General features: G+C 52.7%; 35 protein-coding genes. 34 read left to right on the forward strand and 1 reads right to left on the reverse strand.

Annotated features, from left to right (window positions below; all coding sequences use genetic code 11):
• The first annotated feature begins 132 nt into the window (after positions 1–132).
• From rpoB to tuf, 6 genes are all read left to right on the forward strand, one after another.
• The gene (gene rpoB, locus ACKQTC_RS00745; RefSeq protein WP_408976531.1) at positions 133–3534 is read left to right on the forward strand and encodes a DNA-directed RNA polymerase subunit beta; all 3402 of its coding nucleotides are present in this window, start codon (positions 133–135) and stop codon (positions 3532–3534) included.
• 29 nt (positions 3535–3563) lie between these two features.
• Positions 3564–7139 carry a DNA-directed RNA polymerase subunit beta' gene (gene rpoC / locus ACKQTC_RS00750; protein ID WP_408976532.1) on the forward strand — a complete coding sequence of 1192 codons (3576 nt, stop codon included), beginning with the start codon at positions 3564–3566 and terminating at the stop codon, positions 7137–7139.
• A 204-nt stretch (positions 7140–7343) separates the two neighbouring features.
• Complete coding sequence (gene rpsL / locus ACKQTC_RS00755; protein ID WP_408976533.1) at positions 7344–7718, forward strand: 30S ribosomal protein S12; 375 nt, start codon at positions 7344–7346, stop codon at positions 7716–7718.
• Between the two features lie 28 nt (positions 7719–7746).
• Positions 7747–8217, forward strand: coding sequence for a 30S ribosomal protein S7 (gene rpsG / locus ACKQTC_RS00760; protein ID WP_408976534.1), 471 nt, complete (start codon positions 7747–7749; stop codon positions 8215–8217).
• Positions 8218–8239: 22 nt separating this feature from the next.
• Entirely contained in the window at positions 8240–10315 is a 2076-nt protein-coding gene (fusA, locus tag ACKQTC_RS00765; RefSeq protein ID WP_408976535.1) for an elongation factor G, read from the forward strand.
• 24 nt (positions 10316–10339) lie between these two features.
• Complete coding sequence (gene tuf, locus ACKQTC_RS00770; RefSeq protein ID WP_408976497.1) at positions 10340–11530, forward strand: elongation factor Tu; 1191 nt, start codon at positions 10340–10342, stop codon at positions 11528–11530.
• Between the two features lie 164 nt (positions 11531–11694).
• On the opposite strand, the gene ACKQTC_RS00775 is transcribed toward tuf, so the two are convergent.
• A complete protein-coding gene (locus ACKQTC_RS00775) occupies positions 11695–13107 on the reverse strand; it encodes a DUF4127 family protein (protein WP_408976536.1) in 1413 nt (470 codons plus the stop codon).
• A 118-nt stretch (positions 13108–13225) separates the two neighbouring features.
• Between ACKQTC_RS00775 and ACKQTC_RS00780 the strand changes: the two genes are divergently transcribed.
• The 28 genes from ACKQTC_RS00780 (at position 13226) to rpsM (ending at position 26264) form a co-directional block, all read left to right on the forward strand.
• Positions 13226–13585 (forward strand): cupin domain-containing protein, encoded by a 360-nt coding sequence (locus ACKQTC_RS00780; protein WP_408976537.1) that lies wholly within the window; start codon positions 13226–13228, stop codon positions 13583–13585.
• A 248-nt stretch (positions 13586–13833) separates the two neighbouring features.
• Complete coding sequence (gene rpsJ / locus ACKQTC_RS00785; RefSeq protein ID WP_408976538.1) at positions 13834–14142, forward strand: 30S ribosomal protein S10; 309 nt, start codon at positions 13834–13836, stop codon at positions 14140–14142.
• A gap of 25 nt (positions 14143–14167) precedes the next feature.
• Positions 14168–14794, forward strand: coding sequence for a 50S ribosomal protein L3 (rplC, locus tag ACKQTC_RS00790; RefSeq protein WP_408976539.1), 627 nt, complete (start codon positions 14168–14170; stop codon positions 14792–14794).
• A gap of 17 nt (positions 14795–14811) precedes the next feature.
• Positions 14812–15435 carry a 50S ribosomal protein L4 gene (gene rplD, locus ACKQTC_RS00795; RefSeq protein ID WP_408976540.1) on the forward strand — a complete coding sequence of 208 codons (624 nt, stop codon included), beginning with the start codon at positions 14812–14814 and terminating at the stop codon, positions 15433–15435.
• Positions 15435–15722, forward strand: a complete 288-nt coding sequence (gene rplW / locus ACKQTC_RS00800; RefSeq protein WP_408976541.1) for a 50S ribosomal protein L23 — start codon at positions 15435–15437, stop codon at positions 15720–15722. Before rplD ends, rplW begins: the two co-directional genes overlap by 1 nt.
• A gap of 18 nt (positions 15723–15740) precedes the next feature.
• Entirely contained in the window at positions 15741–16574 is an 834-nt protein-coding gene (gene rplB, locus ACKQTC_RS00805; protein ID WP_408976542.1) for a 50S ribosomal protein L2, read from the forward strand.
• Positions 16575–16598: 24 nt separating this feature from the next.
• Positions 16599–16880 carry a 30S ribosomal protein S19 gene (gene rpsS / locus ACKQTC_RS00810; protein WP_408976543.1) on the forward strand — a complete coding sequence of 94 codons (282 nt, stop codon included), beginning with the start codon at positions 16599–16601 and terminating at the stop codon, positions 16878–16880.
• Positions 16881–16895: 15 nt separating this feature from the next.
• Positions 16896–17228, forward strand: coding sequence for a 50S ribosomal protein L22 (rplV, locus tag ACKQTC_RS00815; RefSeq protein ID WP_408976544.1), 333 nt, complete (start codon positions 16896–16898; stop codon positions 17226–17228).
• A gap of 10 nt (positions 17229–17238) precedes the next feature.
• Positions 17239–17907: a 30S ribosomal protein S3 gene (gene rpsC, locus ACKQTC_RS00820; RefSeq protein ID WP_408976545.1), complete on the forward strand. Its 669-nt coding sequence runs from the start codon at positions 17239–17241 to the stop codon at positions 17905–17907.
• 2 nt (positions 17908–17909) lie between these two features.
• Positions 17910–18344, forward strand: a complete 435-nt coding sequence (rplP, locus tag ACKQTC_RS00825; RefSeq protein ID WP_408976546.1) for a 50S ribosomal protein L16 — start codon at positions 17910–17912, stop codon at positions 18342–18344.
• A complete protein-coding gene (rpmC, locus tag ACKQTC_RS00830) occupies positions 18334–18537 on the forward strand; it encodes a 50S ribosomal protein L29 (RefSeq protein WP_091791141.1) in 204 nt (67 codons plus the stop codon). The genes rplP and rpmC overlap by 11 nt, the downstream gene beginning before the upstream one ends.
• A 14-nt stretch (positions 18538–18551) precedes the next feature.
• On the forward strand, positions 18552–18815 hold the full coding sequence (gene rpsQ / locus ACKQTC_RS00835) for a 30S ribosomal protein S17 (protein WP_408976547.1): 264 nt from the start codon (positions 18552–18554) through the stop codon (positions 18813–18815).
• 24 nt (positions 18816–18839) lie between these two features.
• Positions 18840–19205 carry a 50S ribosomal protein L14 gene (rplN, locus tag ACKQTC_RS00840; RefSeq protein WP_408976548.1) on the forward strand — a complete coding sequence of 122 codons (366 nt, stop codon included), beginning with the start codon at positions 18840–18842 and terminating at the stop codon, positions 19203–19205.
• Between the two features lie 24 nt (positions 19206–19229).
• Entirely contained in the window at positions 19230–19538 is a 309-nt protein-coding gene (gene rplX / locus ACKQTC_RS00845; protein ID WP_408976651.1) for a 50S ribosomal protein L24, read from the forward strand.
• Positions 19539–19552: 14 nt separating this feature from the next.
• Positions 19553–20092: a 50S ribosomal protein L5 gene (rplE, locus tag ACKQTC_RS00850; RefSeq protein WP_408976549.1), complete on the forward strand. Its 540-nt coding sequence runs from the start codon at positions 19553–19555 to the stop codon at positions 20090–20092.
• Positions 20093–20106: 14 nt separating this feature from the next.
• Positions 20107–20286, forward strand: coding sequence for a type Z 30S ribosomal protein S14 (locus tag ACKQTC_RS00855; RefSeq protein ID WP_091791145.1), 180 nt, complete (start codon positions 20107–20109; stop codon positions 20284–20286).
• A 29-nt stretch (positions 20287–20315) separates the two neighbouring features.
• Entirely contained in the window at positions 20316–20714 is a 399-nt protein-coding gene (gene rpsH / locus ACKQTC_RS00860; protein ID WP_091791146.1) for a 30S ribosomal protein S8, read from the forward strand.
• Between the two features lie 10 nt (positions 20715–20724).
• Positions 20725–21270, forward strand: a complete 546-nt coding sequence (gene rplF, locus ACKQTC_RS00865; protein WP_408976550.1) for a 50S ribosomal protein L6 — start codon at positions 20725–20727, stop codon at positions 21268–21270.
• Positions 21271–21292: 22 nt separating this feature from the next.
• A complete protein-coding gene (rplR, locus tag ACKQTC_RS00870) occupies positions 21293–21646 on the forward strand; it encodes a 50S ribosomal protein L18 (RefSeq protein WP_408976551.1) in 354 nt (117 codons plus the stop codon).
• 33 nt (positions 21647–21679) lie between these two features.
• Positions 21680–22174 (forward strand): 30S ribosomal protein S5, encoded by a 495-nt coding sequence (rpsE, locus tag ACKQTC_RS00875; protein WP_408976652.1) that lies wholly within the window; start codon positions 21680–21682, stop codon positions 22172–22174.
• Positions 22175–22184: 10 nt separating this feature from the next.
• Positions 22185–22370, forward strand: a complete 186-nt coding sequence (rpmD, locus tag ACKQTC_RS00880; RefSeq protein WP_408976552.1) for a 50S ribosomal protein L30 — start codon at positions 22185–22187, stop codon at positions 22368–22370.
• Between the two features lie 17 nt (positions 22371–22387).
• Positions 22388–22837, forward strand: a complete 450-nt coding sequence (gene rplO, locus ACKQTC_RS00885) for a 50S ribosomal protein L15 (RefSeq protein WP_408976553.1) — start codon at positions 22388–22390, stop codon at positions 22835–22837.
• A complete protein-coding gene (secY, locus tag ACKQTC_RS00890; protein ID WP_408976554.1) occupies positions 22837–24087 on the forward strand; it encodes a preprotein translocase subunit SecY in 1251 nt (416 codons plus the stop codon). The genes rplO and secY overlap by 1 nt, the downstream gene beginning before the upstream one ends.
• A gap of 16 nt (positions 24088–24103) precedes the next feature.
• A complete protein-coding gene (locus ACKQTC_RS00895) occupies positions 24104–24754 on the forward strand; it encodes an adenylate kinase (protein ID WP_408976555.1) in 651 nt (216 codons plus the stop codon).
• Positions 24751–25500: a type I methionyl aminopeptidase gene (map, locus tag ACKQTC_RS00900; protein WP_408976556.1), complete on the forward strand. Its 750-nt coding sequence runs from the start codon at positions 24751–24753 to the stop codon at positions 25498–25500. Before ACKQTC_RS00895 ends, map begins: the two co-directional genes overlap by 4 nt.
• A 25-nt stretch (positions 25501–25525) precedes the next feature.
• Positions 25526–25741, forward strand: a complete 216-nt coding sequence (gene infA / locus ACKQTC_RS00905; protein WP_091791155.1) for a translation initiation factor IF-1 — start codon at positions 25526–25528, stop codon at positions 25739–25741.
• Between the two features lie 23 nt (positions 25742–25764).
• A complete protein-coding gene (gene rpmJ, locus ACKQTC_RS00910) occupies positions 25765–25878 on the forward strand; it encodes a 50S ribosomal protein L36 (RefSeq protein ID WP_091791156.1) in 114 nt (37 codons plus the stop codon).
• A gap of 17 nt (positions 25879–25895) precedes the next feature.
• On the forward strand, positions 25896–26264 hold the full coding sequence (gene rpsM / locus ACKQTC_RS00915) for a 30S ribosomal protein S13 (RefSeq protein WP_408976557.1): 369 nt from the start codon (positions 25896–25898) through the stop codon (positions 26262–26264).
• Positions 26265–26269: the final 5 nt, after the last annotated feature.

The following is a 26269-nucleotide window of genomic DNA, read 5'->3' on the forward strand; positions in this document are numbered from 1 at the left end:
CCTCTGTTGTAAAATAACCCTTGACAATTCAGCCCTCATGGCCTATCATTGTTAGGCTAATGATAAAATGGAATTCTTTTACACTATTGATCTATTGCGCAAGGTATATCATGTCAGTAAGGGGTGACCGCATTGCCAGACCAACAGGGCCATGCACTTAGGACCCGCAAATCATTTGCGGAAATCGACGAGATTATGGATATGCCCAATCTCATTGCCATTCAGAGGAATTCTTACGAATGGTTTTTGAATGAGGGCTTGGGGGAAACCTTTGCCGAGGTATCACCCATCCAGGATTTTACCGACACATTGGAACTCAATTTTGACACCTTCGAATTCGGAGAGCCAAAATACGATGTTAAGGAATGCAAAGACCGCGATGCCACTTACGCGGCGCCGTTGCGCATGAAGGTCCAGCTTCTCAATAAAGAAACTGGTGAAATTAAGGAGCAGGAAGTCTTTATGGGTGACTTCCCCCTCATGACCGAAAACGGGACCTTTGTCATTAATGGGGCTGAACGGGTTATCGTCAGCCAATTGGTGCGGAGCCCGGGGGTCTATTTCCACCGGGATATTGACCAATCCGGTCGCAAACTTTACAGTTGCACCGTTATTCCCAACCGTGGGGCCTGGCTCGAACTTGAGTCCGATGCCTCAGGGGTTATTCATGTGCGCTTAGACCGGACCCGGAAACTGCCGGCGTCCATCTTCCTGCGGGCCTTGGGCTTTGGGGATTCCAAGGAAATCCAGGCCCTTTTCGCAGACCTCGGCTTTGCCAGTGAAGGGGCCCTAGATGAGCTCCTGGCGCCGACCTTTAATAAGGATAACTTTAAAGAAAAAGACCGGGAAACCAATGAGGCGGAAGCCTTGATTGAAATCTATAAACGCTTACGCCCCGGTGATCCGCCGACCGTCGAGAGTGCCCGGAACTTACTCCAGTCCCTCTTCTTTGACCACAAGCGGTATGACCTGGCTAAGGTTGGCCGGTATAAAATCAATAAAAAACTGAACTTGGACATTGATCCAAGTGTCAAAAACTTAACCAAGGAAGACGTCATTGCGACCTATAGCTACATGATCGGCCTGATGGCTGAGATGCCCGGCTATGAAGTGGATGACATCGACCACCTGGGCAACCGGCGGATTCGGTCTGTCGGGGAACTCCTCCAGAACCAGTTCCGGATTGGTTTAACCCGGATGGAACGGAATGTCCGGGAACGGATGACCACCCAGGACCCCACCAATGTGACCCCCCAGGCCCTCTTGAATATCCGGCCGGTGGTGGCTTCCATTAAAGAGTTCTTCGGGTCTTCCCAGCTCTCCCAGTTTATGGACCAAATCAACCCCCTGGCTGAATTGACCCATAAAAGACGGTTATCTGCCCTAGGCCCTGGCGGGCTCTCTCGTGAACGGGCCGGCTTCGAAGTCCGGGACGTTCACCACTCCCACTATGGCCGGATGTGCCCCATTGAAACCCCTGAAGGGCCGAATATCGGGCTGATCAACTCCCTGGCCACCTATGGCCGGGTCAATGAATACGGCTTTATTGAAACGCCCTACCGGAAGGTTATTGCCGGCACCGGCCAGGTCACCGATGAAATCGAGTACCTGACCGCCGATGTGGAAGACAAGTACACCATCGCCCAGGCCAACACCCGGTTAGATGAAAACGCTCATATTATAGAAGAAAAGGTTGACGCCCGCCGCGGAGACGAAAACATCGTCGTCGGTATGGAAGAAATCGAGTACATGGACGTATCACCGAAGCAGGTGGTCTCCATTGCAACAGCCTTGATCCCCTTCCTGGAACACGACGACGCCAACCGGGCCCTCATGGGGACCAACATGCAGCGGCAGGCGGTGCCCCTCCTGGTCACCGAAGCCCCCTATGTCGGCACCGGGATGGAACACAAGGCCGCCTACGACTCCGGCGTCCTGGCCATTGCCAAGCATGCCGGGACCGTTACCTTCGTCAGTGCGGATAAGATCAGCATCCTGGGCGACGGTGGCGAACGCACCGACTACCCCCTGACCAAGTTCAAGGGGTCCAACCAGGGAACCTGTATCAACCAGCGGGTTCTGGTTTCCAAGGGGCAACATGTCCAAGCCGGGGATATCCTGGCCGATGGCCCCTCCACCGATGATGGGGAATTGGCCCTGGGTCGGAATGCTCTCATCGCCTTTATGAACTGGGAAGGCTACAACTACGAGGACGCGGTCCTAATTAGCGAACGGCTGGTTAAGGAAGACGTTTATACCTCTATCCATATCGATGAATTCGAAAGCGACTCCCGGGATACCAAGCTGGGGCCGGAAGAAATCACCCGGGACATCCCCAACGTAGGTGAAGATGTCCTGAAAAACCTGGATGATCATGGGATCGTCCGCATTGGGGCGGAAATCCATGCCGGGGATATCCTGGTCGGCAAGGTCACCCCTAAAGGGGAAACCGAGCTCTCTGCAGAAGAGCGCCTGCTCCGGGCTATCTTTGGTGAAAAGGCCCGGGAAGTCCGGGATACTTCTCTCCGGGTCCCCCACGGGGAAAGCGGGATTGTCGTTGACGTCAAGGTCTTTACCCGGGAAAACGGTGACGAACTGGCCCCCGGCATCAATGAAGAAGTCCGGGTTTATGTGGCCCAAAAACGTAAAATTTCCCAAGGGGACAAGATGGCCGGTCGTCACGGGAACAAGGGGGTCGTCTCCCGGATTCTGCCGGAATGCGACATGCCCTTCTTACCGGATGGGACCCCGGTCGACATCGTCCTGAACCCCCTCGGGGTGCCGAGCCGGATGAACATCGGCCAGGTTCTGGAAGTCCACCTGGGCATGGCTGCCCGGGCCCTGGGTGTTCACTTTGCGACCTCTGTTTTCGACGGGGCCACAGAGGAAGACATTGCCGACCAGCTGGAAGCTGCCGGCTACGATAAGAGCGGGAAGTTCCGCCTCCGGGATGGCCGGAGCGGGGAGTACTTCGACAACCCGGTGACCGTCGGCTGCATGTACTACCTCAAGCTGGCCCACCTGGTTGACGATAAGATCCACGCCCGGTCCACCGGCCCCTACTCCCTGGTCACCCAGCAGCCCCTGGGCGGCAAAGCCCAATTCGGGGGTCAGCGGTTCGGGGAAATGGAAGTGTGGGCTCTGGAAGCTTACGGAGCCTCCCATACCCTCCAGGAAATCCTGACCGTCAAGTCTGACGATGTCGTCGGCCGGGTAGAAACCTACGAAGCCATCGTCAAAGGGGAAAACCTCCCTGAAGCCGGCGTGCCGGAGGCCTTCAAGGTCTTAATCAAGGAATTACAGTCCCTGGCCTTGGATGTCCGGATCTTAGACGAAAACGACCAGGAAATTGACATGTCTGAAGAGGCGGTTGACTTCAATGAAACCGCCAAAGACCTGGGCGTTGTCGTCCCGGAAAGCGATGAAAATAAAAATGAAGACGGTGACAATCAGGATGATGAAGATCCTTCCGACACCGGCGACGTGAACCAATATTTTATTATAGAAGAAACAGATGATACAGATCGTGCGTAAGGGGAACAGAAAGGAAAGGAGCACTTCGCTTGGGTAATATTAACCACGTTGATCACATTACCATCGGCTTGGCCAGCGCCGAAACCATTCGGGGCTGGTCCAGCGGCGAGGTCAAAAAACCGGAAACCATCAACTACCGGACCTTGAAGCCGGAGCGGGACGGTCTCTTTTGCGAGCGGATTTTTGGCCCTAAGAAGGACTGGGAGTGTAACTGCGGTAAATATAAGCGGATCAGATATAAAGGCGTTATCTGTGACCGCTGCGGGGTAGAAGTGACCAAGTCATCTGTGCGGCGAGAACGCATGGGTCATATTGAACTGGCTGCCCCCTGTACTCATATCTGGTATTTCAAAGGGATCCCCAGCCGGATGGGCCTGGTCTTGAACATGAGCCCCCGCCAGCTGGAACGGGTCATCTACTTTGTCAGTTATATCGTCATTGACCCCGGTGATGAAGCCATCACCGGCTTACAAAAGTATCAAATTCTTTCCGAAGCGGAATACCGCAAGGCCCGCCAAGAGCACGGGATGAACTTCACCGCTGGCATTGGCGCCGAAGCGGTCAAGACCCTTTTGGAAGAAATCGACCTGGACCAGGTTTCTCAAGAGCTTCAGGAAGAAGTCCAGAACACCAGCGGCCAGCGCCAGGTTAAGGCCACCCGCCGGCTGGAAGTGGTTGAAGGGATGCGGGTATCCAAAAACAATCCGGCCTGGATGGTCCTGGATGTCCTACCCGTTATCCCGCCGGACCTCCGTCCCATGGTTCAATTGGATGGCGGCCGCTTTGCCACCAGTGACTTAAACGACCTCTACCGCCGGGTTATCAACCGGAATAACCGGCTGAAACGCCTCCTGGACCTGGGCGCCCCGGATATCATTGTCCGCAATGAAAAACGGATGCTCCAGGAAGCCGTCGACGCCTTGATCGATAACGGCCGTCGCGGCCGGGCTGTCACCGGCCCGGGCAACCGCCCCTTAAAGAGCCTGTCCGATATGCTCAAGGGGAAACAGGGCCGCTTCCGGCAGAACCTCCTTGGGAAACGGGTCGACTACTCCGGCCGGTCTGTTATTGTCGTTGGGCCGGAACTGAAGATGCACCAGTGTGGCCTGCCCAAGGAAATGGCTGTCGAGCTCTTCAAGCCCTTCGTTATGCGGGAACTGGTAGAAGACGGGACCGCCCATAACGTTAAGTCCGCCAAGCGGATGGTGGAACGGTTGGACCCGGTCATCTGGGACGTCCTGGAAAAGGTCATCAGAGACCACCCGGTCCTTTTAAACCGGGCCCCGACTCTCCACCGCCTGGGGATCCAGGCCTTTGAACCGGTCCTAGTCGAAGGCCGGGCCTTAAAGCTCCACCCCCTGGCCTGTACCGCCTATAACGCTGACTTTGACGGGGACCAGATGGCTGTTCACGTGCCCCTGTCCACCGAAGCCCAGGCCGAAGCCCGTATCCTCATGCTGGCGGCCAACAACATCTTAAACCCGAAAGACGGCCGCCCGGTCACCGTACCGACCCAGGACATGGTCTTGGGGAGCTACTACCTGACCATCCTCCGGCCGGATGCCCCGGGGACCGGCAAGCGCTTTGCCAATGCCACCGAGGCTAAGCTGGCCTATGATGCCGGCGCCGTCCATATCCAGGCCCTCATCAAGGTGCGGATGCCTGACGGCCGCATGGTCGAAACCAGCGTCGGCCGGCTCATCTTCAACCAGCCGATTCCGGATGAAGTGGGCTATATCAACGAAGTGGTTGGTAAAAAGCAACTCGGCAATATCGTCGACCGGTGTTTCCGCCGCCTAGGGGCCAGCAAAACCGCTGAAATGCTCGATGGAATCAAGAGCCAGGGCTATAAGTACTCCACCCAGGCCGGGATTTCCATCGGTTACACAGATATCGTTATTCCGGATGAAAAACCCCTTTTATTGGCCGATGCCGATAAGGAAATCAGCCGGATTGAAACCAAGTTCCGCCGGGGGCTCATCACCGATGACGAACGCTACCAGCTGGTCATCGGCGTGTGGACCCGGGCAACCGATGCCATTGGGGAAGCCCTCCTGGCCAACTTGGACACCTTTAACCCCATCAACATGATGGCCACCTCCGGGGCCCGGGGGAACAACCAGCAGATCCGTCAGTTGGCCGGCATGCGGGGCCTCATGGCCGACCCTTCCGGGAAGACCATCGAAATGCCCATCAAGGCCAACTTCCGCGAAGGGCTCACCGTCCTGGAATACTTTATTTCCAGCCACGGGGCCCGGAAGGGGCTGGCCGATACCGCCCTGCGGACCGCTGACTCCGGTTACCTGACCCGCCGCCTGGTTGACGTGGCCCAGGACGTTATCGTCCGGGAAATCGACTGCGGCACCGACCAGGGGCTGACCGTGCGGGCCATTATGAATGGGTCTGAAACCATTGAGCCCCTCTGGGAACGGATTGCCGGTCGGATCTTAGTGGACCCAGTCTGCCATCCGGAAACCGGCGAAGTCCTCGCTGAAGCCGGCGCCTACCTGAACGATGACGAAGCCAAGGCCATTGAAGCCGCCGGCGTCAAAGAAGTCGTCATCCGCAGCGCCCTGACCTGCCACAGCCGCCATGGGGTTTGCGCCCACTGCTACGGGCGGAACCTGGCCACCGGCCAAATGGTCGATGTCGGGGAAGCCGTCGGTACCGTCGCTGCCCAATCCATCGGGGAACCGGGGACCCAGCTCACCATGCGGACCTTCCATACCGGGGGGATCGCCGGTGGGGACATCACCCAGGGGTTACCCCGGGTTGAAGAACTCTTTGAAGCCCGGAAACCAAAAGGGGAAGCGGTTATCAGCCATGTGGACGGGACCGTTGAAATGGGCGAAAAAGATGGCCTGACCCTGGTCATGGTCCGGTCTGATGACGCCAAGGTCGATGAGTACAAGATTCCTTTCGGCGCCCACGTCCTAGTTGGCGAAGGGGACCAGGTCGTTGCCGGCCAAGTCCTGACGGAAGGGTCCATCAACCCCAAAGAACTCCTGAGCGTGACCGGCGAAATCAGCGTCCAGGAATACCTCTTGCAGGAAGTGCAAAAGGTCTACCGCCTGCAAGGGGTTGACATCAATGACAAGCACATTGAAGTCATGGTCCGCCAGATGATGCGGAAGGTCAAAATCGACGATCCGGGCGACAGCCAATTCATTGCCGGTGCCCAGGTAGACATCATCGACTACTATGTGGCCAACCGCCAACTGCGGGAAGCAGGCAAGCAGGAAGCCCGTGGTGAAGTCCAGCTCTTAGGGATCACCAAGGCCGCCCTGGCCACAGAAAGCTTCTTGTCTGCCGCCTCCTTCCAGGAGACCACCAAGGTCCTGACCGATGCGGCCATCAAGGGCAAGAGCGACTCCCTGGTCGGTCTGAAAGAAAACGTCATCCTAGGGAAACTCATCCCGGCCGGGACCGGCATGCGCCACTACCGGAAAATCAGCCTCGTCGAGGATGAACCGGAAAATGTCTATGACCTGGAAGACGCAGAAGAAGGACCGGCTGTCGATGAAGACGCCCCGCAAGAGGCCGATGGCGGCAGCGAAGAAGCAGACCAAGAAGAGAAACCCAAGCAACCGCGTGTCTATATTTAATAAGAATAGAAACTGATCTATGGTTGACAAGGAAGCAGGGCCGTGCTATATTAATTTAGTGTCTGTGCATACACAAAGGTATGTGCAGGTGTGTATGTACGGGTGCAAAGCGCTCGCACGAATCAACTGAGCGCTGCACGGCGCTGCCGTTTCCTTGGCCATTTGGCCATTGAGTCGGCCATATTCGAATAAGGAGGTGGCAGTATGCCAACAATTAACCAGCTGGTGACCAAAGGACGTTCTTCCTCCAAGAAGAAATCCGGCGCTCCGGCATTACAAAACAACCCGCAAAAACGCGGTTTATGCACAAGAGTGTACACCACGACCCCGAAAAAACCGAACTCTGCCCTACGTAAAGTAGCCCGTGTTCGTTTAACCAATGGGACTGAAGTAACCGTTTACATCCCCGGTATTGGCCACAACTTACAAGAGCACTCCGTCGTTCTCGTACGTGGCGGTCGTGTGCGTGACCTTCCTGGTGTGCGTTACCACTTAGTCCGTGGGACTCTGGACGCTGCAGGGGTTAACGACCGTATGCAAGCCCGTTCCAAATACGGCACCAAACGCCCTAAAAAGTAAGTCAGTAAATATTTGAAAGGAGGCCCCTATGTCCAGAAGAGATCGTGCACCTAAACGTGACGTGTTACCTGATCCGATTTACGGCAGCAAACAAGTCACCAAATTAATCAACCAAGTCATGCTTGACGGTAAAAAAGGCACTGCTGAACGTATTGTTTACGATGCTTTCAAAACTGTAGCTGAAAAGACCGGCGAAGAAGCCATCGATGTTTTTGAAGAAGCCTTGAAAAATGTCATGCCTGTTCTTGAAGTTAAAGCCCGCCGTGTCGGTGGTGCCAACTACCAGGTACCGGTAGAAGTTCGTGCAGAACGTCGCCAAACCTTAGGTTTGCGGTGGCTGGTCACCTTTGCCCGTAAACGTGGCGAAAAAACCATGGACGAACGGTTAGCTAACGAATTAATGGATGCTGCAAACAGCACCGGCAATGCCGTTAAGAAAAAAGAAGAAGTCCACCGGATGGCTGAAGCCAATAAAGCTTTCGCTCACTATCGGTGGTAATAATATAAAAGGAGGCAGCTAAGTGGGAAGAGATTTTTCGCTTCAAAACACCCGTAATATTGGTATCATGGCTCACATTGATGCCGGTAAAACAACAACTTCCGAGCGTATCCTGTATTATACCGGTAAATCCCACAAAATCGGCGAAGTACATGACGGCGCAGCTACCATGGACTGGATGGAGCAAGAGCAGGAACGTGGTATTACCATAACCTCCGCTGCAACCACCACCACATGGCACGGAACCAGAATAAATATTATAGACACGCCAGGGCACGTTGATTTCACTGTTGAAGTTGAACGGTCCCTCCGTGTATTGGACAGCGCTGTAGCCGTATTCTGTGCTGTGGCCGGTGTACAGCCTCAGTCTGAAACCGTATGGCGTCAAGCTGTGCGCTACGGCGTACCGCGGATTGCCTTCGTCAATAAGATGGACCGGACCGGCGCCAACTTCTTAAATGTTGTTGGTCAGCTGAAAGACCGGTTAGGCGCTAACGCTATTGCTGTCCAGCTGCCGATCGGTGCTGAAGACCACTTTGACGGCTTAGTCGACCTGGTCGAAATGAAAGCCTATAAGTTCCTCGATAGCAAAGAGTTAGTCAACTATGAAGAAATCGACATCCCGGCTGATATGGCTGACCAAGTTGAAGAATACCGTGCAGCTATGTTGGATAGTATCGCTGAAACGGATGAAGACTTCATGGAAAAATACCTTGAAGGGGAAGATATCTCCGTCAAGGATATTAAAAAAGCCCTGCGGAAAGCCACCATCGCCAACGAAGCCGTTCCTGTATTCTGCGGGTCCGCCTTCAAGAACAAGGGGATCCAGTTCCTCTTAAACGGCGTTGTGGATTACGCTCCGGCCCCGACCGACATCCCCTCCATTGACGGGGTTCTGCCGGACGGCACCGAAGCTTCCCGTCATGCCAGTGACGAGGAACCCTTCTCCGCCCTGGCCTTTAAAGTCATGACCGACCCCTATGTCGGTAAACTTTCCTTCTTCCGGGTTTACTCCGGGACCTTAAAGAGCGGGAGCTACGTTTACAACTCCACCAAGGGTAAACGTGAACGTATCGGCCGTATCCTCTTAATGCACTCCAACAGCCGGACTGAAATCGATGAAGTCTTCGCTGGCGACATCGCCGCTGCTGTTGGTTTAAAAGATACCGGCACAGGGGACACCCTCTGCGATGAAAAGGATGAAATCATCCTCGAAAGCATGGAATTCCCGGATCCGGTTATCTCCATCGCCATTGAACCTGCTTCCAAAGGGGATCAGGATAAAATGGGTCTGGCCTTAGCCAAACTGGCTGAAGAAGACCCGACCTTCAAAACCTACACCGATGAAGAAACCGGCCAAACCATTATCAGTGGGATGGGCGAGTTACACTTAGACATCATCGTTGACCGTCTGAAACGTGAATTCCATGTTGAAGCCAATGTAGGTAAACCCATGGTTTCCTATAAAGAAACCATCCGTAAGAAAGTCGAAGCAGAAGGTAAGTTCGTTCGTCAGTCCGGTGGTCGTGGTCAATACGGTCACGCTGTCATCGAACTCGAACCCCTTGAACCCGGTTCCGGCTTCCAGTTTGAAAGTAAGATCGTCGGTGGGGCAGTCCCCAAAGAATACGTCGGTCCGATTGAAAACGGGATCAAAGAAGCTATGGAAAACGGGGTCTTGGCTGGCTACGATATGGTTGACATCAAGGCAACCTTAATCGACGGCTCTTACCACGACGTTGACTCTTCTGAAATGGCCTTTAAAGTGGCTGGCTCCATGGCCTTCAAAAACGCAGCTGAAAAAGCAAACCCGGTCATCTTAGAGCCGGTGATGAAAATTGAAATCACTGTTCCGGATGAATACATGGGCGACGTTATGGGTGACCTCAACGGTCGCCGCGGCCGGATTGAAGGGATGGAAGCCCAAGGGAACACCCAGGTCATCCATGGTTTCGTTCCCCTGTCTGAAATGTTCGGTTATGCAACCGACTTACGTTCCAGAACCCAGGGCCGTGGTCTTTACAGCATGCAAAGTGACCACTTTGAAGAAGTCCCCAAATCCATTGCTGAAGAAATCATTGCCAAGCGCAAAGGTTAATTTTTAAAATAGGAGGCTAACATCATGGCAAAAGAAAAATTTGAACGTACAAAACCGCACGTTAACATTGGTACCATCGGTCACGTTGACCATGGTAAAACCACCACCACTGCAGCCATTACCGCTGTACTGGCCCAAGAAGGTAAAGCCAAAGCCAACAAATTCGACGAAATTGACAAAGCACCGGAAGAACGTGAACGTGGTATTACCATCAACACCTCCCACGTAGAATACGAAACCGACGCTCGTCACTACGCCCACGTTGACTGCCCGGGCCACGCCGACTATGTTAAAAACATGATCACCGGTGCAGCCCAAATGGACGGCGCCATCCTGGTTGTATCCGCAGCCGACGGCCCCATGCCGCAGACCCGTGAACACATCCTCCTGGCCCGCCAGGTAGGCGTTCCCTACATCGTCGTATTCATGAACAAATGCGACCTCGTAGACGACGAAGAACTGCTCGAACTCGTCGAAATGGAAATTCGCGAACTCTTAAGCGAATACGACTTCCCCGGCGACGACATCCCCGTCATTCGCGGCAGCGGCTACCAAGCCCTCCAAGACCCGAGCGGTCCCTGGGCAGAAAACATCAAAGAACTCATGCAAGCCGTAGACGACTACATCCCCACCCCGGAACGGGACAAAGACAAACCCTTCCTCATGCCCGTCGAAGACGTTTTCTCCATCACCGGTCGTGGTACCGTCGCCACCGGTCGTGTAGAACGTGGTGAACTGAAAATCGGCGACGAATTAGAAATCGTCGGCATCACCGAAGAAACCAAGAAAACCGTCTGCACCGGCGTAGAAATGTTCCGTAAACAACTCGACTACGCAGAAGCCGGCGACAACATCGGCGCCCTTCTCCGTGGTATCGACAAAGACCAAATCGAACGTGGGCAAGTATTAGCCAAACCCGGCACCATCACCCCCCACACCAAATTCGAATGTGAAGTCTACGTCCTGACCAAAGAAGAAGGCGGCCGTCATAAGCCCTTCTTCGACGGCTACCGTCCCCAATTCTACTTCCGCACCACCGACGTCACCGGCGTCATCGAACTGCCGGAAGGCACCGAAATGGTTATGCCCGGCGACAACGTCAAAATGGCAGTAGAACTCATCAGCCCCATCGCCATGGAAGAAGGCCTCCGTTTCGCTATCCGCGAAGGTGGCCACACCGTAGGCGCCGGCGTTGTATCTAAAATCGACAAGTAAGTTCAATCCAAGAGAGCAAGGCCTCGGGCCTTGCTCTTTTTTGTTTTAGGGCGGTACAGAAAAAGCCCCTGTATCCAGGTAGCTAGGCCTGGGTACAGGGGCTTTTTTAGTATTGAGTTTTTCACTTAGAAGGGCTTCCTTCATTAATATAAAGATAGGATGGGTCAGCCCTGAGCCTCTTCCCGGTAGCCGACCTCAAAGGCCCGGTTCCAGGGGAAATAGAGCCGGCTATCGGTCGGGACAGCCAGGTCGGCCTTGTAGGCGGTAAAGGCCTGGTTCAGGTCTTCTTCACAGGCCTTCCGGGCCTGGATGCTGGTGAATTCATCATAGGCATCGATGAGATCCTTGGCCCGCCAGCTTTTTTTGAGGCTGGGGGCTAGCTGGGCCAGGTAGACCTGGTCGATGCTTAGGCGGAGCCGGTGGTAGGCAGCCAGGTCTTCCTGGGCCCCGCCGGTTTCTTCGATTCGCAGGGCGGCCAGGGCGGTGCCGATGGCATTGGCAGAGGTATTCCAGCCACTGTAGCCGATGCTATTGGCTGCCGGCTTGGCCACCAGGGACCAGATGCTGGCATCGCCGGCGTTGGCCTTGGCCACATCAGCAATGACATAGGGGTCATCCCCCAGGCTGGCGATGACCGCCTCCAGGGCACCGGGATTATTGGCGGCATTATGGATGACCAAGTGGCAGTCGGCTTGGGGGTCCAGGGTGAAGTTTAAAAAGGCGCATTTTTCTCGGACTGTCCGGTCCAGGGCCTGGCCCTCGTACTGGGGAACCCGGTCGCTGGTGGCCGGGTCGGTATAGTGGATGGCCAGGGGGACCCGCTTCCGCCCTTCGGCCATGAGCATGGCGGCGGTTTCATCGGCCCCGTTGATGTGCTGGTCCAGGTGGCTATGGCGGAGGACCTGGCGGGGGAGACAGTAGGGGGCATTGTCGTCCAGGGCTACGAGGTAGCGGTCAATCTGTCCGGCCTGCTGGCGGGCCTGGAGGGCTTCGATGAGGGCCTCGGTTTGCTTAAAGAGGCTTTCATACCGGCTGGCCACATGGCGGGGGAGGTCCGCCGGCGGCGCCGGCGCGGGCTCGCCTTTTCGGTCGGCCCGGTCACAATTGGCTCCCCAGCTCAGCAGGGCCTGGCTGTAGGGGCCCAGGACCGGGTCCTGGCGGGATGGCAGGGACCTGGGAATAACAGTGATGAGGGTCAGCTTGACCTCTTCATGGTCAGCGATGAACCGGTCCAGCCGGTCTAAAAAGGCGGCCAGGGCATAGGTGTCCGGGTCTCGGGAGGCCATGAGGCCTCCGTTTAAAAGCATGTTGGTATATATAATGATATTTTCCCGGTCGCTGGCCCGGTCTTCCAGCCACTGCCAGAGGTAGGACGTATCCGCCGGGCTGGTCAGGTCATCCAGGCCCAGGTCCGGGTAAGAGAGGTCCTTTTCTGCAGCCTGGGCGAGCAGGGCGACTTCATCGGTATTACAGGGCCGGCTGTCTAAGGGAATGAGCAGGGTGGGGACGCTTTGCCAGGCACAACCTGTCGCCAGGAGCGACAGGAGGAGGCAGAGGCAGGCGGCTTTTTTTAACATAGTAGGGCGTCTCCTTCATGGGCTATCTTGACAAATAAAATTCAGTCAGGCTATAGTAATTATAGCATGCTGGGTCATGAAGACCTAGACCATAGCTGGCTAAGGAGGAGGCAAAAAAATGATTATTCAAGATAAGGATATGCAGCGGGAAGTCCGCACCGAATGTTTTGGTGGCCAAGGGAACGTGGAATTCAAATTCCTCATTCCGCCGGAAAAATTAAAGGGAGAGGCCAAGATGTTTAACGTCCTCACCTTCGAACCGGGTGCTTCTCTGGGGCTCCATGACCACACCGATAATTTTGAACTCTACTATATCTTGGAAGGCACCGCCCATGTCGATGACAATGGGACCCCGGTCGATGTCGGCCCGGGAGACCTCATCTACACCGCTGATGGGGCCAAGCACTCCATTACAGCCACCGGCGACAAGCCTATGAAGATGATTGCTACGGTTATTTTTGAAAATAAAGGCGAATAAAAGGCCTTAGCAGGCTTTGCCACCAGCGTCTGCCCTTAATGTATCAAGGCAGGCGCTGTTTTTTTGTAAAAAAATAGCTAAAAACCATAAAAATCCTTGCATCGTATTTACGGCTGTGTTAAACTATTGGGGTGTCTCACTGTGAAGAAGCGGAAGGTTGCTGGATTTATGGACACGCCAGAGTCCGTGGCCCAGGTTTTTCCGTGGAGCATGTCCGCTAATCGGGCGCTTAAGGAGGAAATATAAGAATGGCAAGAAACAAAATCAGAATTCGGTTAAAAGCCTTTGACCACAAGCTGCTGGATCAAAGCGCAAGCAAAATCGTCGAAACAGCTAAGAAAACCGGTGCCAATGTGGCCGGTCCGATTCCGCTGCCGACGGAAAAGAGTGTTTTCACCGTACTGCGGTCACCCCACGTCAATAAAGACAGCCGGGAACAATTTGAACGCCGTACCCACAAACGCTTGGTTGATATAACCGAACACACCAACAAGACTGTTGAAGCGCTGATGCGCCTTGACCTGCCGAGTGGTGTAGAAATCGAAATCAAACTGTAAGTTAAATTAAGGAGGTGCAGTACACATGAAAGCGATTTTAGGTAAGAAGATTGGGATGACCCAAGTCTTTACGCCCGAAGGGGCGCTCATTCCGGTGACCGCTATTGAAGCCGGTCCCTGCTATGTAACCCAAGTAAAAACCAACGACAATGACGGCTACGAAGCTGTGCAAGTGGGCTTTGGCGCTGTAAAACCGGTCCGTGTTAATAAACCCATGCAGGGGCATTTTGATAAAGCCGGTGTGGCCGCAGCTCGCTACTTGCGAGAATTTCGTGTGGATGATGCAGCCGAATTTACTACCGGTCAAACCATCGCTGCCGATGTGTTTGAAGCGGGAGATAAAGTGGATGTAACCGGAACCAGCAAGGGTAAAGGCTTTGCAGGTACCATTAAGCGCTATGGCGCACACAGAGGCCCCATGTCCCACGGTTCCAAGCATAAACGGAAAACGGGTTCCCTTGGTGCAGCAGGCCCAAGCCGCGTATTCAAAGGGCATCATTCCCCGGGTCGTAAAGGTAATGCAAAAACCACTGTTCAAAACTTGGAAGTGGTTAAGGTTGACGTAGAAAACAACTTGATCTTAGTCAAAGGTGCCGTACCGGGGGCTAAGAAGAGCCTGGTCGTATTACAAACCAGCGTCAAGTCGAAGTAGGGAAGGGAGGATAACCAATGCCAAAAGTTAACTTGTACAATATGGAAGGCGCAAGCTTAGGTGAGCTTGACCTTTCCGAAAAGGTCTTCGGTGCTGAAGCCAACGAGGCTGTCGTGCACGAAGTGGTTGTTGCTTACCTCGCCGGCTTGCGCCGTGGGACCAGCAGCACCAAGAGCCGCGGCGAAGTACGTGGCGGTGGCCGTAAGCCCTGGCGTCAAAAAGGGACCGGTCGTGCCCGCGTAGGGACCATCCGGTCTCCGCTATGGCGTGGTGGGTCCATCATCTTTGGGCCGAAACCGAGAAGCTACAAGAAAGGCATCAATAAGAAGAAAGTCCTCGTGGCTTTACGGAGTGCCCTGTCTGCCAAGGTAGCAGAAGACGCTCTGATTGTTTTAGATGAACTCACTTTCGATGCACCGAAAACCAAGGACATGCTGAAAGTACTGGATGCAGTTAAATCCACCGGCAAGTTCCTCCTGGTCCTCGGTGAAGAAAATGAAACGGTTATCAAAAGCGCCCGCAATATTCCCGGGTCTGCCATCACTACCGTTAACCGTCTGACCACTTATGATGTCCTTCATGCAGATAAACTGATCATCACTAAAGACGCCCTTGCAAAAGTCGAGGAGGTGCTGGCGTAATGAAACTGGCACGCGATATTATCATTAAACCGATTGTTACGGAAAAATCCGTAGACTTAATGGCAGAAAACAAATACTGCTTTAAGGTTGCAGCAGATGCCAATAAAATCGAAATTCAAAAAGCAATCGAAGAAATTTTCAAAGTGGCTGTTGTTCAGGTCAACACCCTGAATGTCAAAGGTAAAAAGAAACGGGTCGGCCGTTCTGTAGGGATGACCTCCGGCTATCAGAAAGCCATTGTTACCTTGGCTGAAGGCGACAGCATTGAAATCTTTGAAGGCATGTAATTGAACGGAGGGTACTAAATGGCACTGAAATCATTTAAACCGACTTCTGCCGGTGTTCGTCATATGACGGTCTCTCCGTTTACGGAAGTGACCACCGACAAACCGGAGAAATCGCTTCTCGAACCGCTTCACAGAAAAGCAGGTCGTAACAGCCGTGGTGTCATCACGGTTCGCCACCATGGCGGCGGCCATAAAAGAAAATATCGTATCATTGACTTCAAACGGAACAAAGACGGCATCCCCGCTCGGGTAGCAACGATCGAATACGATCCGAACCGGAGTGCCCGGATTGCCCTTTTACACTATGTAGATGGTGAAAAACGCTACATTCTCGCCCCGGACGGCCTCAAAGTAGGGGATAAAGTTTACTCCGGTAGCGATGCCGACATCAAAATCGGTAACGCCCTCCCTCTGGCCAATATCCCGAACGGTTCCTTCATCCACAACATTGAACTGCAACCGGGTAAGGGTGGCCAACTTTGCCGCAGCGCCGGCGTCGGCGCCCAGCTCATGGCTAAAGAAGGCAAGTACGGCACCGTCCGTCTGCCGAGCGGCGAAATGCGTCGTATTTTACTCACCTGCCGGGCTACCATTGGCGAAGTCGGCAACAGTGAACACGCCAACATCTCCATCGGTAAAGCCGGCCGTTCTCGCTGGATGAACAAACGCCCCCATGTTCGCGGTTCTGTTATGAACCCGAATGATCACCCGCACGGTGGTGGTGAAGGTCGCGCACCTGTTGGTCGTAAGTCCCCTGTATCTCCTTGGGGTAAAGTGGCTCACGGTGGTAAGACCCGTAATCCTAAGAAACTGAGCAACCAGTTCATCGTCAGATCCAGAAAAGGCAAGTAAGCCGGCGAGGAAGGAGTGAATGTAATGAGCAGATCGTTAAAAAAGGGACCTTTTGTAGACGAAAAGCTTTACAATCGTGTCGTTCAAATGAACGAAGCGAACGAAAAATCAGTCATTAAGACCTGGAGTCGTGCATCGACGATTTTCCCTGAATTCGTCGGTCATACCTTTGCCGTCCATGATGGCAGAAAACACATCCCGGTATACGTTACTGAGGATATGGTTGGACATAAACTAGGTGAATTCGCCCCGACCCGTACCTTCCGTGGTCACGGTGGCGGCGAAAAATCCACCGGGTTAAGATAGGAAGGAGGCGTCCAAGTGGAAGCAAAAGCATGTGCAAAATTCGTACGCATCTCCCCGCTGAAAGCCCGTCAAATTGTTGACTTGATCCGTGGCAAAAGCGTTGAAGAAGCCATGATCACTTTAAAATTTACCGCTCACAAGGCCTCTCCTATTGTCGAAAAGGTGCTTAAGAGCGCCGTCGCCAATGCTGAACATAATTATGACATGAGCACTGATTCTTTATACATCTCATGTGCTACCGTTGACCAGGGCCCGTCCATTAAGCGCTTCAAACCGCGTGCCATGGGCCGTGCTGACGGTATTACCAAAAAGACCAGTCATATCACCATTACGGTCGCTGAAAGATAGGAGGAAAAAAGTGGGTCAAAAAGTCAATCCGATTGGCATGCGCGTCGGCATCATCCGTGACTGGGATGCCAGATGGTATGCTGATGATAAAAACTATGTGGATCTTTTACATGAAGACTTTCAAATTCGCGAATTCGTCAAGAAAAAACTTTTCGAAAGTGGCGTATCCTCCATTATCATTGAACGGACCGGCACGACGAAAGTAAAAGTGACGATTCATACCGCTAAGCCGGGCATTGTCATCGGCAAAAACGGGTCTGCAATCGAAGTCCTTCGTGCAGAATTGGAAAAAATGACCGGTAAGAGCGTTTCCATCTCTGTTATGGAAGTTAAACGCCCTGAGGCAGATGCTCAGCTCATCGCTGAAAGCATTGCAGAAGCTTTGGTCCGTCGGATCGCTTTCCGTCGTGCCATCAAACAAGCCCTGCAACGTGCCAACAAGGCCGGTGTTAAAGGGATTAAAGTTGCCGTAAGCGGCCGCCTCGGCGGGGCTGACATTGCCCGGACCGAATGGGCCACTGAAGGTAAGGTACCCCTGCACACCCTGCGTGCAGACATCGACTACGGCTTTTATGAAGCCGATACCACCTATGGTAAAATCGGTGTTAAGGTTTGGACCTATAAAGGGGAAGTCCTACCGGAAGCTGCCGGCATTCAAAATAAAAAAGGAGGTCGGTAAGCATGTTAATGCCTAAAAGAACAAAATGGCGCCGCCCTCATCGTAGAAGCTTAAAGGGTAAGGCCCATCGGGGCACCAAGGTCACCTATGGTGAATACGGTTTACAGGCTACCAGCGGCCACTGGGTAACCAGTCGCCAAATCGAAGCCGCCCGTATCGCCATGACCCGTTACATTAAACGTGGTGGCCAAGTATGGATTAAAATCTTCCCGGACCAACCGGTTACCGCTAAGCCCGCCGAAGTCCGCATGGGTTCCGGTAAAGGGGCACCTGACTACTGGGTAGCTATCGTCAAACCGGGCCGGGTTATGTTTGAAATCGGCGGCGTGCCCGAACCTGTTGCACGTGAAGCACTGCGTTTGGCCGCACACAAGTTGCCCTTGACTTGCAAATTCGTCAAACGTGAGGAAATGGAGGGCGATCAGAGTGAAAGCTGAAGCTTTAAGAGATCTTTCTATGGATGAATTAAATAAAAAAGTTCTGGACCTCAAAGAAGAGCTTTTCAACCTGCGTTTCCAAATGGCGACCGGTCAGCTCGAAAATCCGATGCAATTAAAACAGGTCCGTAAAGATATCGCCCGCGCAAAAACCGTGATTCGCGAACGCGAAATCGCCGGCGATCTTGACTGATTAGGAGGTAAAAAATGGCAGAACGTAATTTAAGAAAAGTCCGCTACGGTACTGTTGCCAGCGACAAGATGGACAAGACCATCGTTGTTGCCGTGGACAGCCATTCGCCACATCCTCTGTACGGCAAAATCGCTAAACACACCAAAAAATACAAAGTGCACGATGAAAACAACGACGCCAAAGTAGGCGATTGGGTTAGAATTATGGAAACCCGTCCCCTTTCCAAGACCAAAAGATGGCGTCTGGATTCCATCATCGAACGCGCTGACATTGTGTAGGCGGTAGTTTAGGAGGAAGACAGAATGATACAACAGGAAACAAGACTCAAGGTTGGCGATAATACCGGCGCTAAAGAACTCCTGTGCATTCGCGTGCTCGGTGGGACCAAGCGTCGCTACGCATCCGTTGGGGATATCATAGTTTGCTCCGTCAAAGAAGCAACACCCGGTGGCGTGGTCAAGAAAGGCGATGTCGTTAAAGCGGTCGTTGTTCGTACAAAACGCGCAGTTAAACGCGCTGACGGTTCTTATATTCGCTTCAGCGAAAATGCTGCTGTGATCATCAAGGACGATAAGGGTCCCCGCGGCACCCGTATTTTCGGGCCCGTAGCCAGAGAGCTGCGTCAAGACTTCATGAAAATCGTCTCTTTGGCACCCGAAGTGCTTTAAGCGGAGGTGAATACAGTGGGAAAAATCAGATTGAGAAAGGGCGATGAAGTCATCGTCATTTCCGGTAAAGATAAAGGTAAGATCGGTAAGATCATTAAAGTGCTCCCGGCAAAAGATCGCGTGATCGTTGAAGGTGTGGCTGTCGCTAAGCGGCATACCAAACCCAGCCAGGCGAATCCGCAGGGCGGCATTGTTGATAAAGAAATGCCCATTCATGTATCTAACGTGATGGCCTATGATGCGAAGAATAAAAAAGGCTCCCGCCTTGGTTACCGTGTTGATGAAGACGGTAAAAAAGTTCGCATCCTGGTCAGCACCGGAGCAGAATTTTAAGAAAGGAGGACATCATGGCAAGACTTAAGGACAAATATACGAATGATATTGCACCGGCTTTAGTCAAAGAATTCGGCTATGAAAACGTCATGGCCATTCCTAAGCTGGACAAGGTAGTGGTAAACATCGGCCTCGGCGAAGCAATCGCCAACCCGAAAGCCCTTGATGCAGCCTTAGAAGACATCGCTGCGATTACCGGTCAGAAACCGGTTGTCACCCGGGCTAAAAAGTCCATCGCAGGCTTCAAACTGCGTGAAGACATGCCGATTGGGGTCAAAGTAACCCTGCGTGGTGATCGGATGTATGAATTCATCGACCGCCTCTTTAACGTAGCCCTTCCGCGTGTTCGGGACTTCCGTGGCGTATCTCCTAAGAGTTTCGATGGTCGTGGCAACTATTCCCTCGGCCTTCGTGAACAGCTGATCTTCCCGGAAATCGATTTCGATAAGGTGGACAAGGTGCGCGGTATGCAAATCGCCTTTACCACCACAGCTAAAACGGACGAAGAAGGCAAGGCGCTCTTAACGGCGCTTGGCATGCCGTTTGCAGGTTAATTGGGAGGTATAAAATGGCAAAGACGTCTCAAAAAGTACGCAAAGCGCCCAAATATAAAGTTCGTGAACACAATCGTTGTAAAGTTTGTGGCCGCCCTCACGGCTATATGCGCAAATTTGGCTTATGCCGCGTTTGCTTCCGTGAACTGGCCAGCAAAGGCGAACTGCCGGGTGTTACGAAATCCAGCTGGTAAGCCCTACCCTGGAAGGAGGTCATAAATAAATGGTAATGACAGATCCCATCGCGGATTTTTTAACCCGTATCCGCAATGCAAATATGCAGCGGCATGAAAAAGTTGAAATCCCCGCTTCTAAAGTAAAAGTATCCATTGCGGAAATCCTTTTAGAAGAAGGGTTTATTAAAAATTATGACGTGACCGAAGATGGCAAGCAAGGCATTGTGACGGTGACCTTGAAATACGGCCCGGAACGTGAACACGTTATCTCCGGTCTCAAGCGCATCTCCAAACCCGGCCTGAAGGTCTACTGCAAAAAAGACAACGTTCCCAGAGTGCTCGGGGGCCTTGGTGTGGCGGTTATTTCCACCAGCCACGGCATCATGACCGATCGCCAGGCACGCAAAGACGGGCTCGGCGGCGAAGTGCTCTGCTACATCTGGTAGGAGGTGCCAAATGAGTCGAATTGGTAAAAAACCGATCGTAATCCCTGAAGGGGTTACTGTGGATATCGCTGAAGGCAACGTGGTTCATGCCAAGGGGCCTAAAGGCGAATTAACGAAGACCATGCATTCAGATATGGTCCTGACAATGGAAAACGGTGAAATTATCGTAAAAACACCTGAAAACCAGGAAAAGGCTTACGGTCCCCTTTGGGGCTTGACCCGCAGCTTAGTTAATAATATGGTTGAAGGGGTTCATACCGGGTATTCCAAGACTCTGATTTTAAAAGGGGTCGGCTATCGTGCCCTGGTGAGCGGTAATAAATTAACCTTAAACGTCGGCTACAGCCATCCCGTTGAGATGGAAGCCCCGGAAGGGATCACCATTGAAGCCCCGGAAGCGACCAAGGTTGTTGTATCCGGTGCAGATAAAGAACTCGTCGGCGACGTTGCAGCAGATATTCGTGCCGTTCGCTTACCTGAACCTTACAAGGGCAAGGGTATCCGTTACGAAAACGAACATATCAAACTGAAAGCCGGTAAGACCGGCACCAAGTAGGGCCGGAAAGGAGTGACCTGTTTTGAAGAAAAATTATGATCGCAAAGCGATTCGTGCGAAAAAACATAAAAGAATGCGTTTTTATCTCCAAGGCACTGCAGACCGCCCACGTTTGTCTGTATTTCGCAGCGCACGTCATATCTATGCACAGATTATTGACGATAGCATTGGTAAGACCTTGGTGAGCGCCTCTACCTTAAAGGCTAGTGCTGAGGGCGACAAAACTGAACAGGCTCATGAGGTGGGCTTAGCAATCGGTAAAAAAGCACTTGAGCAGGGCATCACTAAAGTCGTCTTCGACCGTGGCGGTAATGTTTATCATGGCCGCATTAAAGCACTGGCTGAAGGCGCTCGTGAAGCCGGACTGGACTTTTAGGCCAAAGGAGGGAAAAGCGTGAATAAAGAACTCATCAATGCAAATGAGCTCGAGCTCGAAGAACGTGTCGTCACCATTAACCGCGTGGCGAAAGTTGTCAAAGGTGGTCGACGCTTCAGCTTCAGCGCCCTCGTCGTGGTCGGCAACGGTGCCGGCATTGTCGGTGTCGGGCTGGGTAAAGCGAACGAAGTGCCGGAAGCCATCCGCAAAGGCGTAGAAGACGCTAAGAAGAACCTGGTTCGTGTACCGCTGGTTAAAGGGGACACGATTCCGCACAGTGCTGTAGGCCGTTACGGGGCAGCACGTGTCATGCTTAAACCGGCCTCTGAAGGGACCGGGGTTATTTCCGGCGGGGCCGTTCGTGCCGTCGCTGAACTGGCCGGGATCAAGAACATCTTTGCTAAATCTCTGGGCAGCGATAACCAAATCAACATCGTTCGTGCAGCCATCACCGGCTTGTCCGAAATGAAAAATATTAAAGACGTAGCTCGCCTGCGTGGTAAACGCATCGAAGAAATCTGGAGCTAGGAGGGTGGACATGGCCAATTTAAAAATAACCCTGAGTAAAAGCGTAATTGGCGCTTCTGCTTCTCAGAAAAAGGTTGTTAAAGCGCTGGGCCTGACCAAGACCAACCACAGTGTTGTACGTCCTGACGTCGACACTGTTCGTGGTATGATTGGTAAGGTTAGCCACCTCGTAACTGTAGAAGAAATCGACGCGTAGTTAGGAGGTGCTGTCAAGTGAAATTACATGAATTACATCCTGCCGAAGGCAGCCGTCATAGATTAAAACGTAAGGGTCGCGGGATTGGGTCCGGCCTTGGTAAAACGTCCGGTAGAGGGCACAAGGGTCAATTGGCTCGGTCCGGTGGTGGTAAAGGCCCCTCCTTCGAAGGTGGTCAAACCCCCCTGCAACGTCGCCTGCCTAAACGTGGCTTCTCAAACTACCCCTTCCGTGTCCGTTATTCCGTTATCTCACTGGCCGACTTAAATCGCTTTGAAGCCGGGTCTGTTGTAACACCGGATGAGCTGATTGATTGCGGATTAGTGAAACAAATGGAAAACGGAGGTGTCAAAGTCTTAGCTAATGGCGAAATCGACCGCGCATTAACTGTTCAGGCTCAAGCCTTCAGCGCTAAAGCAAAAGAAGCGATCGAAGCTGCCGGCGGTAAAGCCGAGGTGATTAAGTAATGCTTGCTACCTTAAATCAAGCAATACGCACCCCTGAGATGCGTAAAAAAATCATCTTCACCTTGATTATGTTTTTAATCTTCCGGATTGGGACCCATATCCCCGTTCCGGGCTTTAATAAAGAAGCCATCGACCAATTGGTCGACCAGGCCAAGCTCTTAGGCTTTTTTGATATCATTTCCGGGGGCGGCTTCCGTAATATCTCCATCTTTGCGATGAGCATCACCCCCTACATTAACGCATCCATTATCATGCAGCTGATGACCGTTATTAGCCCCCGTATTGAAGCGATGGCTAAGGACGACCGGAAGAAGATGGTCGAATGGACCCGGTACTTAACCGTAATCCTGGGCTTTATCCAAGCCCTGGGGATGACCATCGGTCTCTTACGTCAAGCTGTTATTGCCCAAGGTGCTTTTTCCATCATCGTTATCGCCGTGACCTTCACTGCAGGGACCGCCTGCCTGATGTGGATTGGTGAGCTGATTACGGAAAAAGGGATTGGTAACGGCATTTCACTCATCATTTTTGCCGGGATCGTATCCAAGATTCCCCACGGGATCAACACCTTATACGAATATGTCCAGGGTGGCCCAATCCGCTTCCTGTATGTATTCTTCTTCTTAATCATCGCCTTACTCATCATCATGGGGATCATTGTGGTGAACCAAGGTGAACGTCGCGTACCGGTTCAGTATGCGAAACGGGTTGTTGGCCGGAAGGTTTATGGCGGTCAATCTACCCATATCCCCATTAAAGTGAACTCTGCAGGGGTTATCCCTGTCATTTTCGCCATGAGCATTATGATGCTGCCGAGCACTGTTGCTACCTTCTTCCCGAACAACAGCGTGGCTAACTTCATTAGCCAAAACATGAGCCCGAACAGCATCACCTATAACATTTTCTATGCGCTCCTTATCCTGTTCTTCACCTACTTCTACAGCTCCATCACCTTTAACCCGATTGATGTGAGTGATAACATTCGCCGGAACGGCGGCTTCATTCCGGGCCTGCGTCCGGGTCGCCCGACCTCTGAATACATCACCCGCGTTATGAGCCGGATCACCCTCTTTGGCGCCTTCTTCTTAGCGGCCATCGCTGTGCTGCCGGCCATCATCCTTGGGGCAACCGGTATGAACCTGTATTTCGGTGGGACGTCGCTTCTCATTGTGGTCGGTGTGGCTCTGGATACCATGAAGCAGATTGAATCTAATATGCTCATGCGCAACTACCAGGGCTTTATGAAGTAATCGGAGGGAAAGAAAAATGCAAATTTTACTCATGGGACCTCCCGGTGCCGGGAAAGGCACCCAGGCTGAATTTTTAGTAGAGACTTATGCCATTCCGCATATCTCTACCGGTGATATGTTCCGGAAGGCGCAAGCTGATGGGACCGAACTGGGCCTTGAAGCCAAACGCTACATGGAAGCCGGCGACTTGGTGCCGGATGAAGTGACCATCGGCATCGTACGTGAACGCTTGGCAGAAGATGACTGCAAAAAAGGCTTCCTGCTGGATGGCTTTCCGCGGACGGTTGGCCAGGCAGAAGCCTTAAAGGACATTCTAAATGACCTGGATATGCAGTTGGACGCTGCCTTAAATATCGAAGTTGCTGAGGAAGAACTCATCAAAAGACTAACCGGGCGTCGGATCTGCAAGACCTGCGGCGCCACCTACCACACCGTCTTTAACCCGCCCCAAACGGCTGACGTGTGTGATAAGGACGGAGGTCCCTTATACCAACGCAAAGACGATAACGAAGAAACAGCTAAAAACCGTCTGTCTGTTTACGCCGGTCAAACCCAGCCGCTCATAGACTACTATGAGAAGGAAGGGGTTTTGGTCCGGATTAACGGTCAACAAGATGTAGGCCAAGTCACTGAAGATATTAAACAAGCCCTTGAGGCCCGCCAATGATTACCATAAAAACAGAGCGGGAAATAGCCCTCATGCGTGAAGCCGGCCGCATTGTAGCCGAAACCCATGCCTTACTGGCCGAGGCCTTAAAGCCCGGCATCAGTACCCTGGAGTTGGATGCCATTGCCGAAGATTACATCCGCGGCAAAGGGGCCATCCCCTCCTTCAAAAACTACAATGGCTTTTCCGGCAGCATTTGCGCATCCATTAATGATGTAGTCGTTCACGGCATCCCGAATGCGGATACCATCCTCAAAGAGGGTGATATCATCAGCTTTGATGTTGGCGCCATCTTAAACGGCTACCATGGCGATGCTGCACGAACCCTCCCTTGCGGGCAGGTAGACCAGGCCGCCCTGGACCTGATAGAAGTGACCCGGGCATCCTTTGAAGAATCCCTGAAATACGCCCGTGAAGGCTACCGTCTATCGGATATCGGCCACGCTGTCCAGGAATACTGTGAGAGCCGTGGTTACGGGGTGGTCCGTGACTTTTGTGGTCACGGCATTGGCACCAGTATGCACGAAGACCCGCAGATTCCCAACTATGGGCGTCCCGGTCGGGGTGTCCGCCTCAAAACAGGCATGTGCCTGGCCATTGAGCCGATGATTACCGAAGGGACCTGGGAAGTGACCGTTCAGTCTGATGGCTGGACCGTCCTGACCAATGATGGCAAACGTGCTGCCCACCATGAAAATACCATCGCCCTGACAGCTGATGGTCCCGTTATTTTAACGGCGCTATAATTGCCAAAGCAAAAGGAGGCCATCCATGAGTAAAGACGTCATCGAAGTTCAAGGCACCGTCCTTGAAGCTTTACCCAATGCCATGTTTCAGGTGGAACTTGAAAACGGGCATACGGTATTGGCACATATTAGCGGTAAAATCCGCATGAACTTTATAAAAATCCTTCCGGGGGACCGGGTAACGGTGGAGCTTTCTCCTTACGACCTATCTCGCGGTCGGATCACCTACCGTTTCAAATAGACCGACTCTAAGGAGGTTCCTATATGAAAGTGAGAGCATCTGTAAAACCGATGTGTGAAAAATGCAAGATCATCAAACGCAAGGGTCGTGTGATGGTTATTTGCAACAATAAAAAACACAAACAAGTCCAAGGCTAAGTGCTGGAGGTGCAAATATGGCAAGAATTTCAGGTGTCGACCTGCCCAGAGACAAGCGTATTGTTGTAGGGCTCACCTATATTTACGGCATTGGTCGTTCCACTGCCGATCAACTGGTCGCGCAAACCGGCATCGATCCCGATGTCCGTGTTCGTGACTTAACTGATGAAGATGAAGCAAAGTTGCGCGAAGCCGTCTCCGAACTCACCGTTGAAGGGGACTTGCGTCGTGAAACCAACTTAAATATCAAACGTCTGACTGAAATCGGCTGCTACCGTGGCATTCGTCACCGTAAAGGGCTGCCGGTTCGCGGTCAAAAAACCAAAACCAATGCCCGGACCCGCAAGGGTAAAGTGCGGTCTGCAGCAGGCAAACGTAAAAAGTAAAGGGG

It is taken from the genome of Peptococcus simiae (assembly GCF_046097595.1).
GTDB classification, from domain to species: Bacteria; Bacillota; Peptococcia; order Peptococcales; family Peptococcaceae; genus Peptococcus; species Peptococcus simiae.

What these genes read in the sequence shown, in the direction of transcription:
- rplW (WP_408976541.1), top strand. Translation starts at nt 15,435, where the DNA reads ATGAAACTGGCACGCGATATTATCATTAAACCGATTGTTACGGAAAAA.
- ACKQTC_RS00775 (WP_408976536.1), bottom strand. Translation starts at nt 13,107, where the DNA reads ATGTTAAAAAAAGCCGCCTGCCTCTGCCTCCTCCTGTCGCTCCTGGCG.
- map (WP_408976556.1), top strand. Translation starts at nt 24,751, where the DNA reads ATGATTACCATAAAAACAGAGCGGGAAATAGCCCTCATGCGTGAAGCC.
- rplB (WP_408976542.1), top strand. Translation starts at nt 15,741, where the DNA reads ATGGCACTGAAATCATTTAAACCGACTTCTGCCGGTGTTCGTCATATG.
- rpsG (WP_408976534.1), top strand. Translation starts at nt 7,747, where the DNA reads ATGTCCAGAAGAGATCGTGCACCTAAACGTGACGTGTTACCTGATCCG.
- rpsH (WP_091791146.1), top strand. Translation starts at nt 20,316, where the DNA reads ATGGTAATGACAGATCCCATCGCGGATTTTTTAACCCGTATCCGCAAT.
- rpsL (WP_408976533.1), top strand. Translation starts at nt 7,344, where the DNA reads ATGCCAACAATTAACCAGCTGGTGACCAAAGGACGTTCTTCCTCCAAG.
- rplF (WP_408976550.1), top strand. Translation starts at nt 20,725, where the DNA reads ATGAGTCGAATTGGTAAAAAACCGATCGTAATCCCTGAAGGGGTTACT.
- rplP (WP_408976546.1), top strand. Translation starts at nt 17,910, where the DNA reads ATGTTAATGCCTAAAAGAACAAAATGGCGCCGCCCTCATCGTAGAAGC.
- rplC (WP_408976539.1), top strand. Translation starts at nt 14,168, where the DNA reads ATGAAAGCGATTTTAGGTAAGAAGATTGGGATGACCCAAGTCTTTACG.
- rpmJ (WP_091791156.1), top strand. Translation starts at nt 25,765, where the DNA reads ATGAAAGTGAGAGCATCTGTAAAACCGATGTGTGAAAAATGCAAGATC.
- rpsS (WP_408976543.1), top strand. Translation starts at nt 16,599, where the DNA reads ATGAGCAGATCGTTAAAAAAGGGACCTTTTGTAGACGAAAAGCTTTAC.
- secY (WP_408976554.1), top strand. Translation starts at nt 22,837, where the DNA reads ATGCTTGCTACCTTAAATCAAGCAATACGCACCCCTGAGATGCGTAAA.
- rplN (WP_408976548.1), top strand. Translation starts at nt 18,840, where the DNA reads ATGATACAACAGGAAACAAGACTCAAGGTTGGCGATAATACCGGCGCT.
- rplD (WP_408976540.1), top strand. Translation starts at nt 14,812, where the DNA reads ATGCCAAAAGTTAACTTGTACAATATGGAAGGCGCAAGCTTAGGTGAG.
- rpmD (WP_408976552.1), top strand. Translation starts at nt 22,185, where the DNA reads ATGGCCAATTTAAAAATAACCCTGAGTAAAAGCGTAATTGGCGCTTCT.
- rpsJ (WP_408976538.1), top strand. Translation starts at nt 13,834, where the DNA reads ATGGCAAGAAACAAAATCAGAATTCGGTTAAAAGCCTTTGACCACAAG.
- rplE (WP_408976549.1), top strand. Translation starts at nt 19,553, where the DNA reads ATGGCAAGACTTAAGGACAAATATACGAATGATATTGCACCGGCTTTA.
- rpsM (WP_408976557.1), top strand. Translation starts at nt 25,896, where the DNA reads ATGGCAAGAATTTCAGGTGTCGACCTGCCCAGAGACAAGCGTATTGTT.
- ACKQTC_RS00895 (WP_408976555.1), top strand. Translation starts at nt 24,104, where the DNA reads ATGCAAATTTTACTCATGGGACCTCCCGGTGCCGGGAAAGGCACCCAG.
- infA (WP_091791155.1), top strand. Translation starts at nt 25,526, where the DNA reads ATGAGTAAAGACGTCATCGAAGTTCAAGGCACCGTCCTTGAAGCTTTA.
- ACKQTC_RS00780 (WP_408976537.1), top strand. Translation starts at nt 13,226, where the DNA reads ATGATTATTCAAGATAAGGATATGCAGCGGGAAGTCCGCACCGAATGT.
- rpsQ (WP_408976547.1), top strand. Translation starts at nt 18,552, where the DNA reads ATGGCAGAACGTAATTTAAGAAAAGTCCGCTACGGTACTGTTGCCAGC.
- ACKQTC_RS00855 (WP_091791145.1), top strand. Translation starts at nt 20,107, where the DNA reads ATGGCAAAGACGTCTCAAAAAGTACGCAAAGCGCCCAAATATAAAGTT.
- tuf (WP_408976497.1), top strand. Translation starts at nt 10,340, where the DNA reads ATGGCAAAAGAAAAATTTGAACGTACAAAACCGCACGTTAACATTGGT.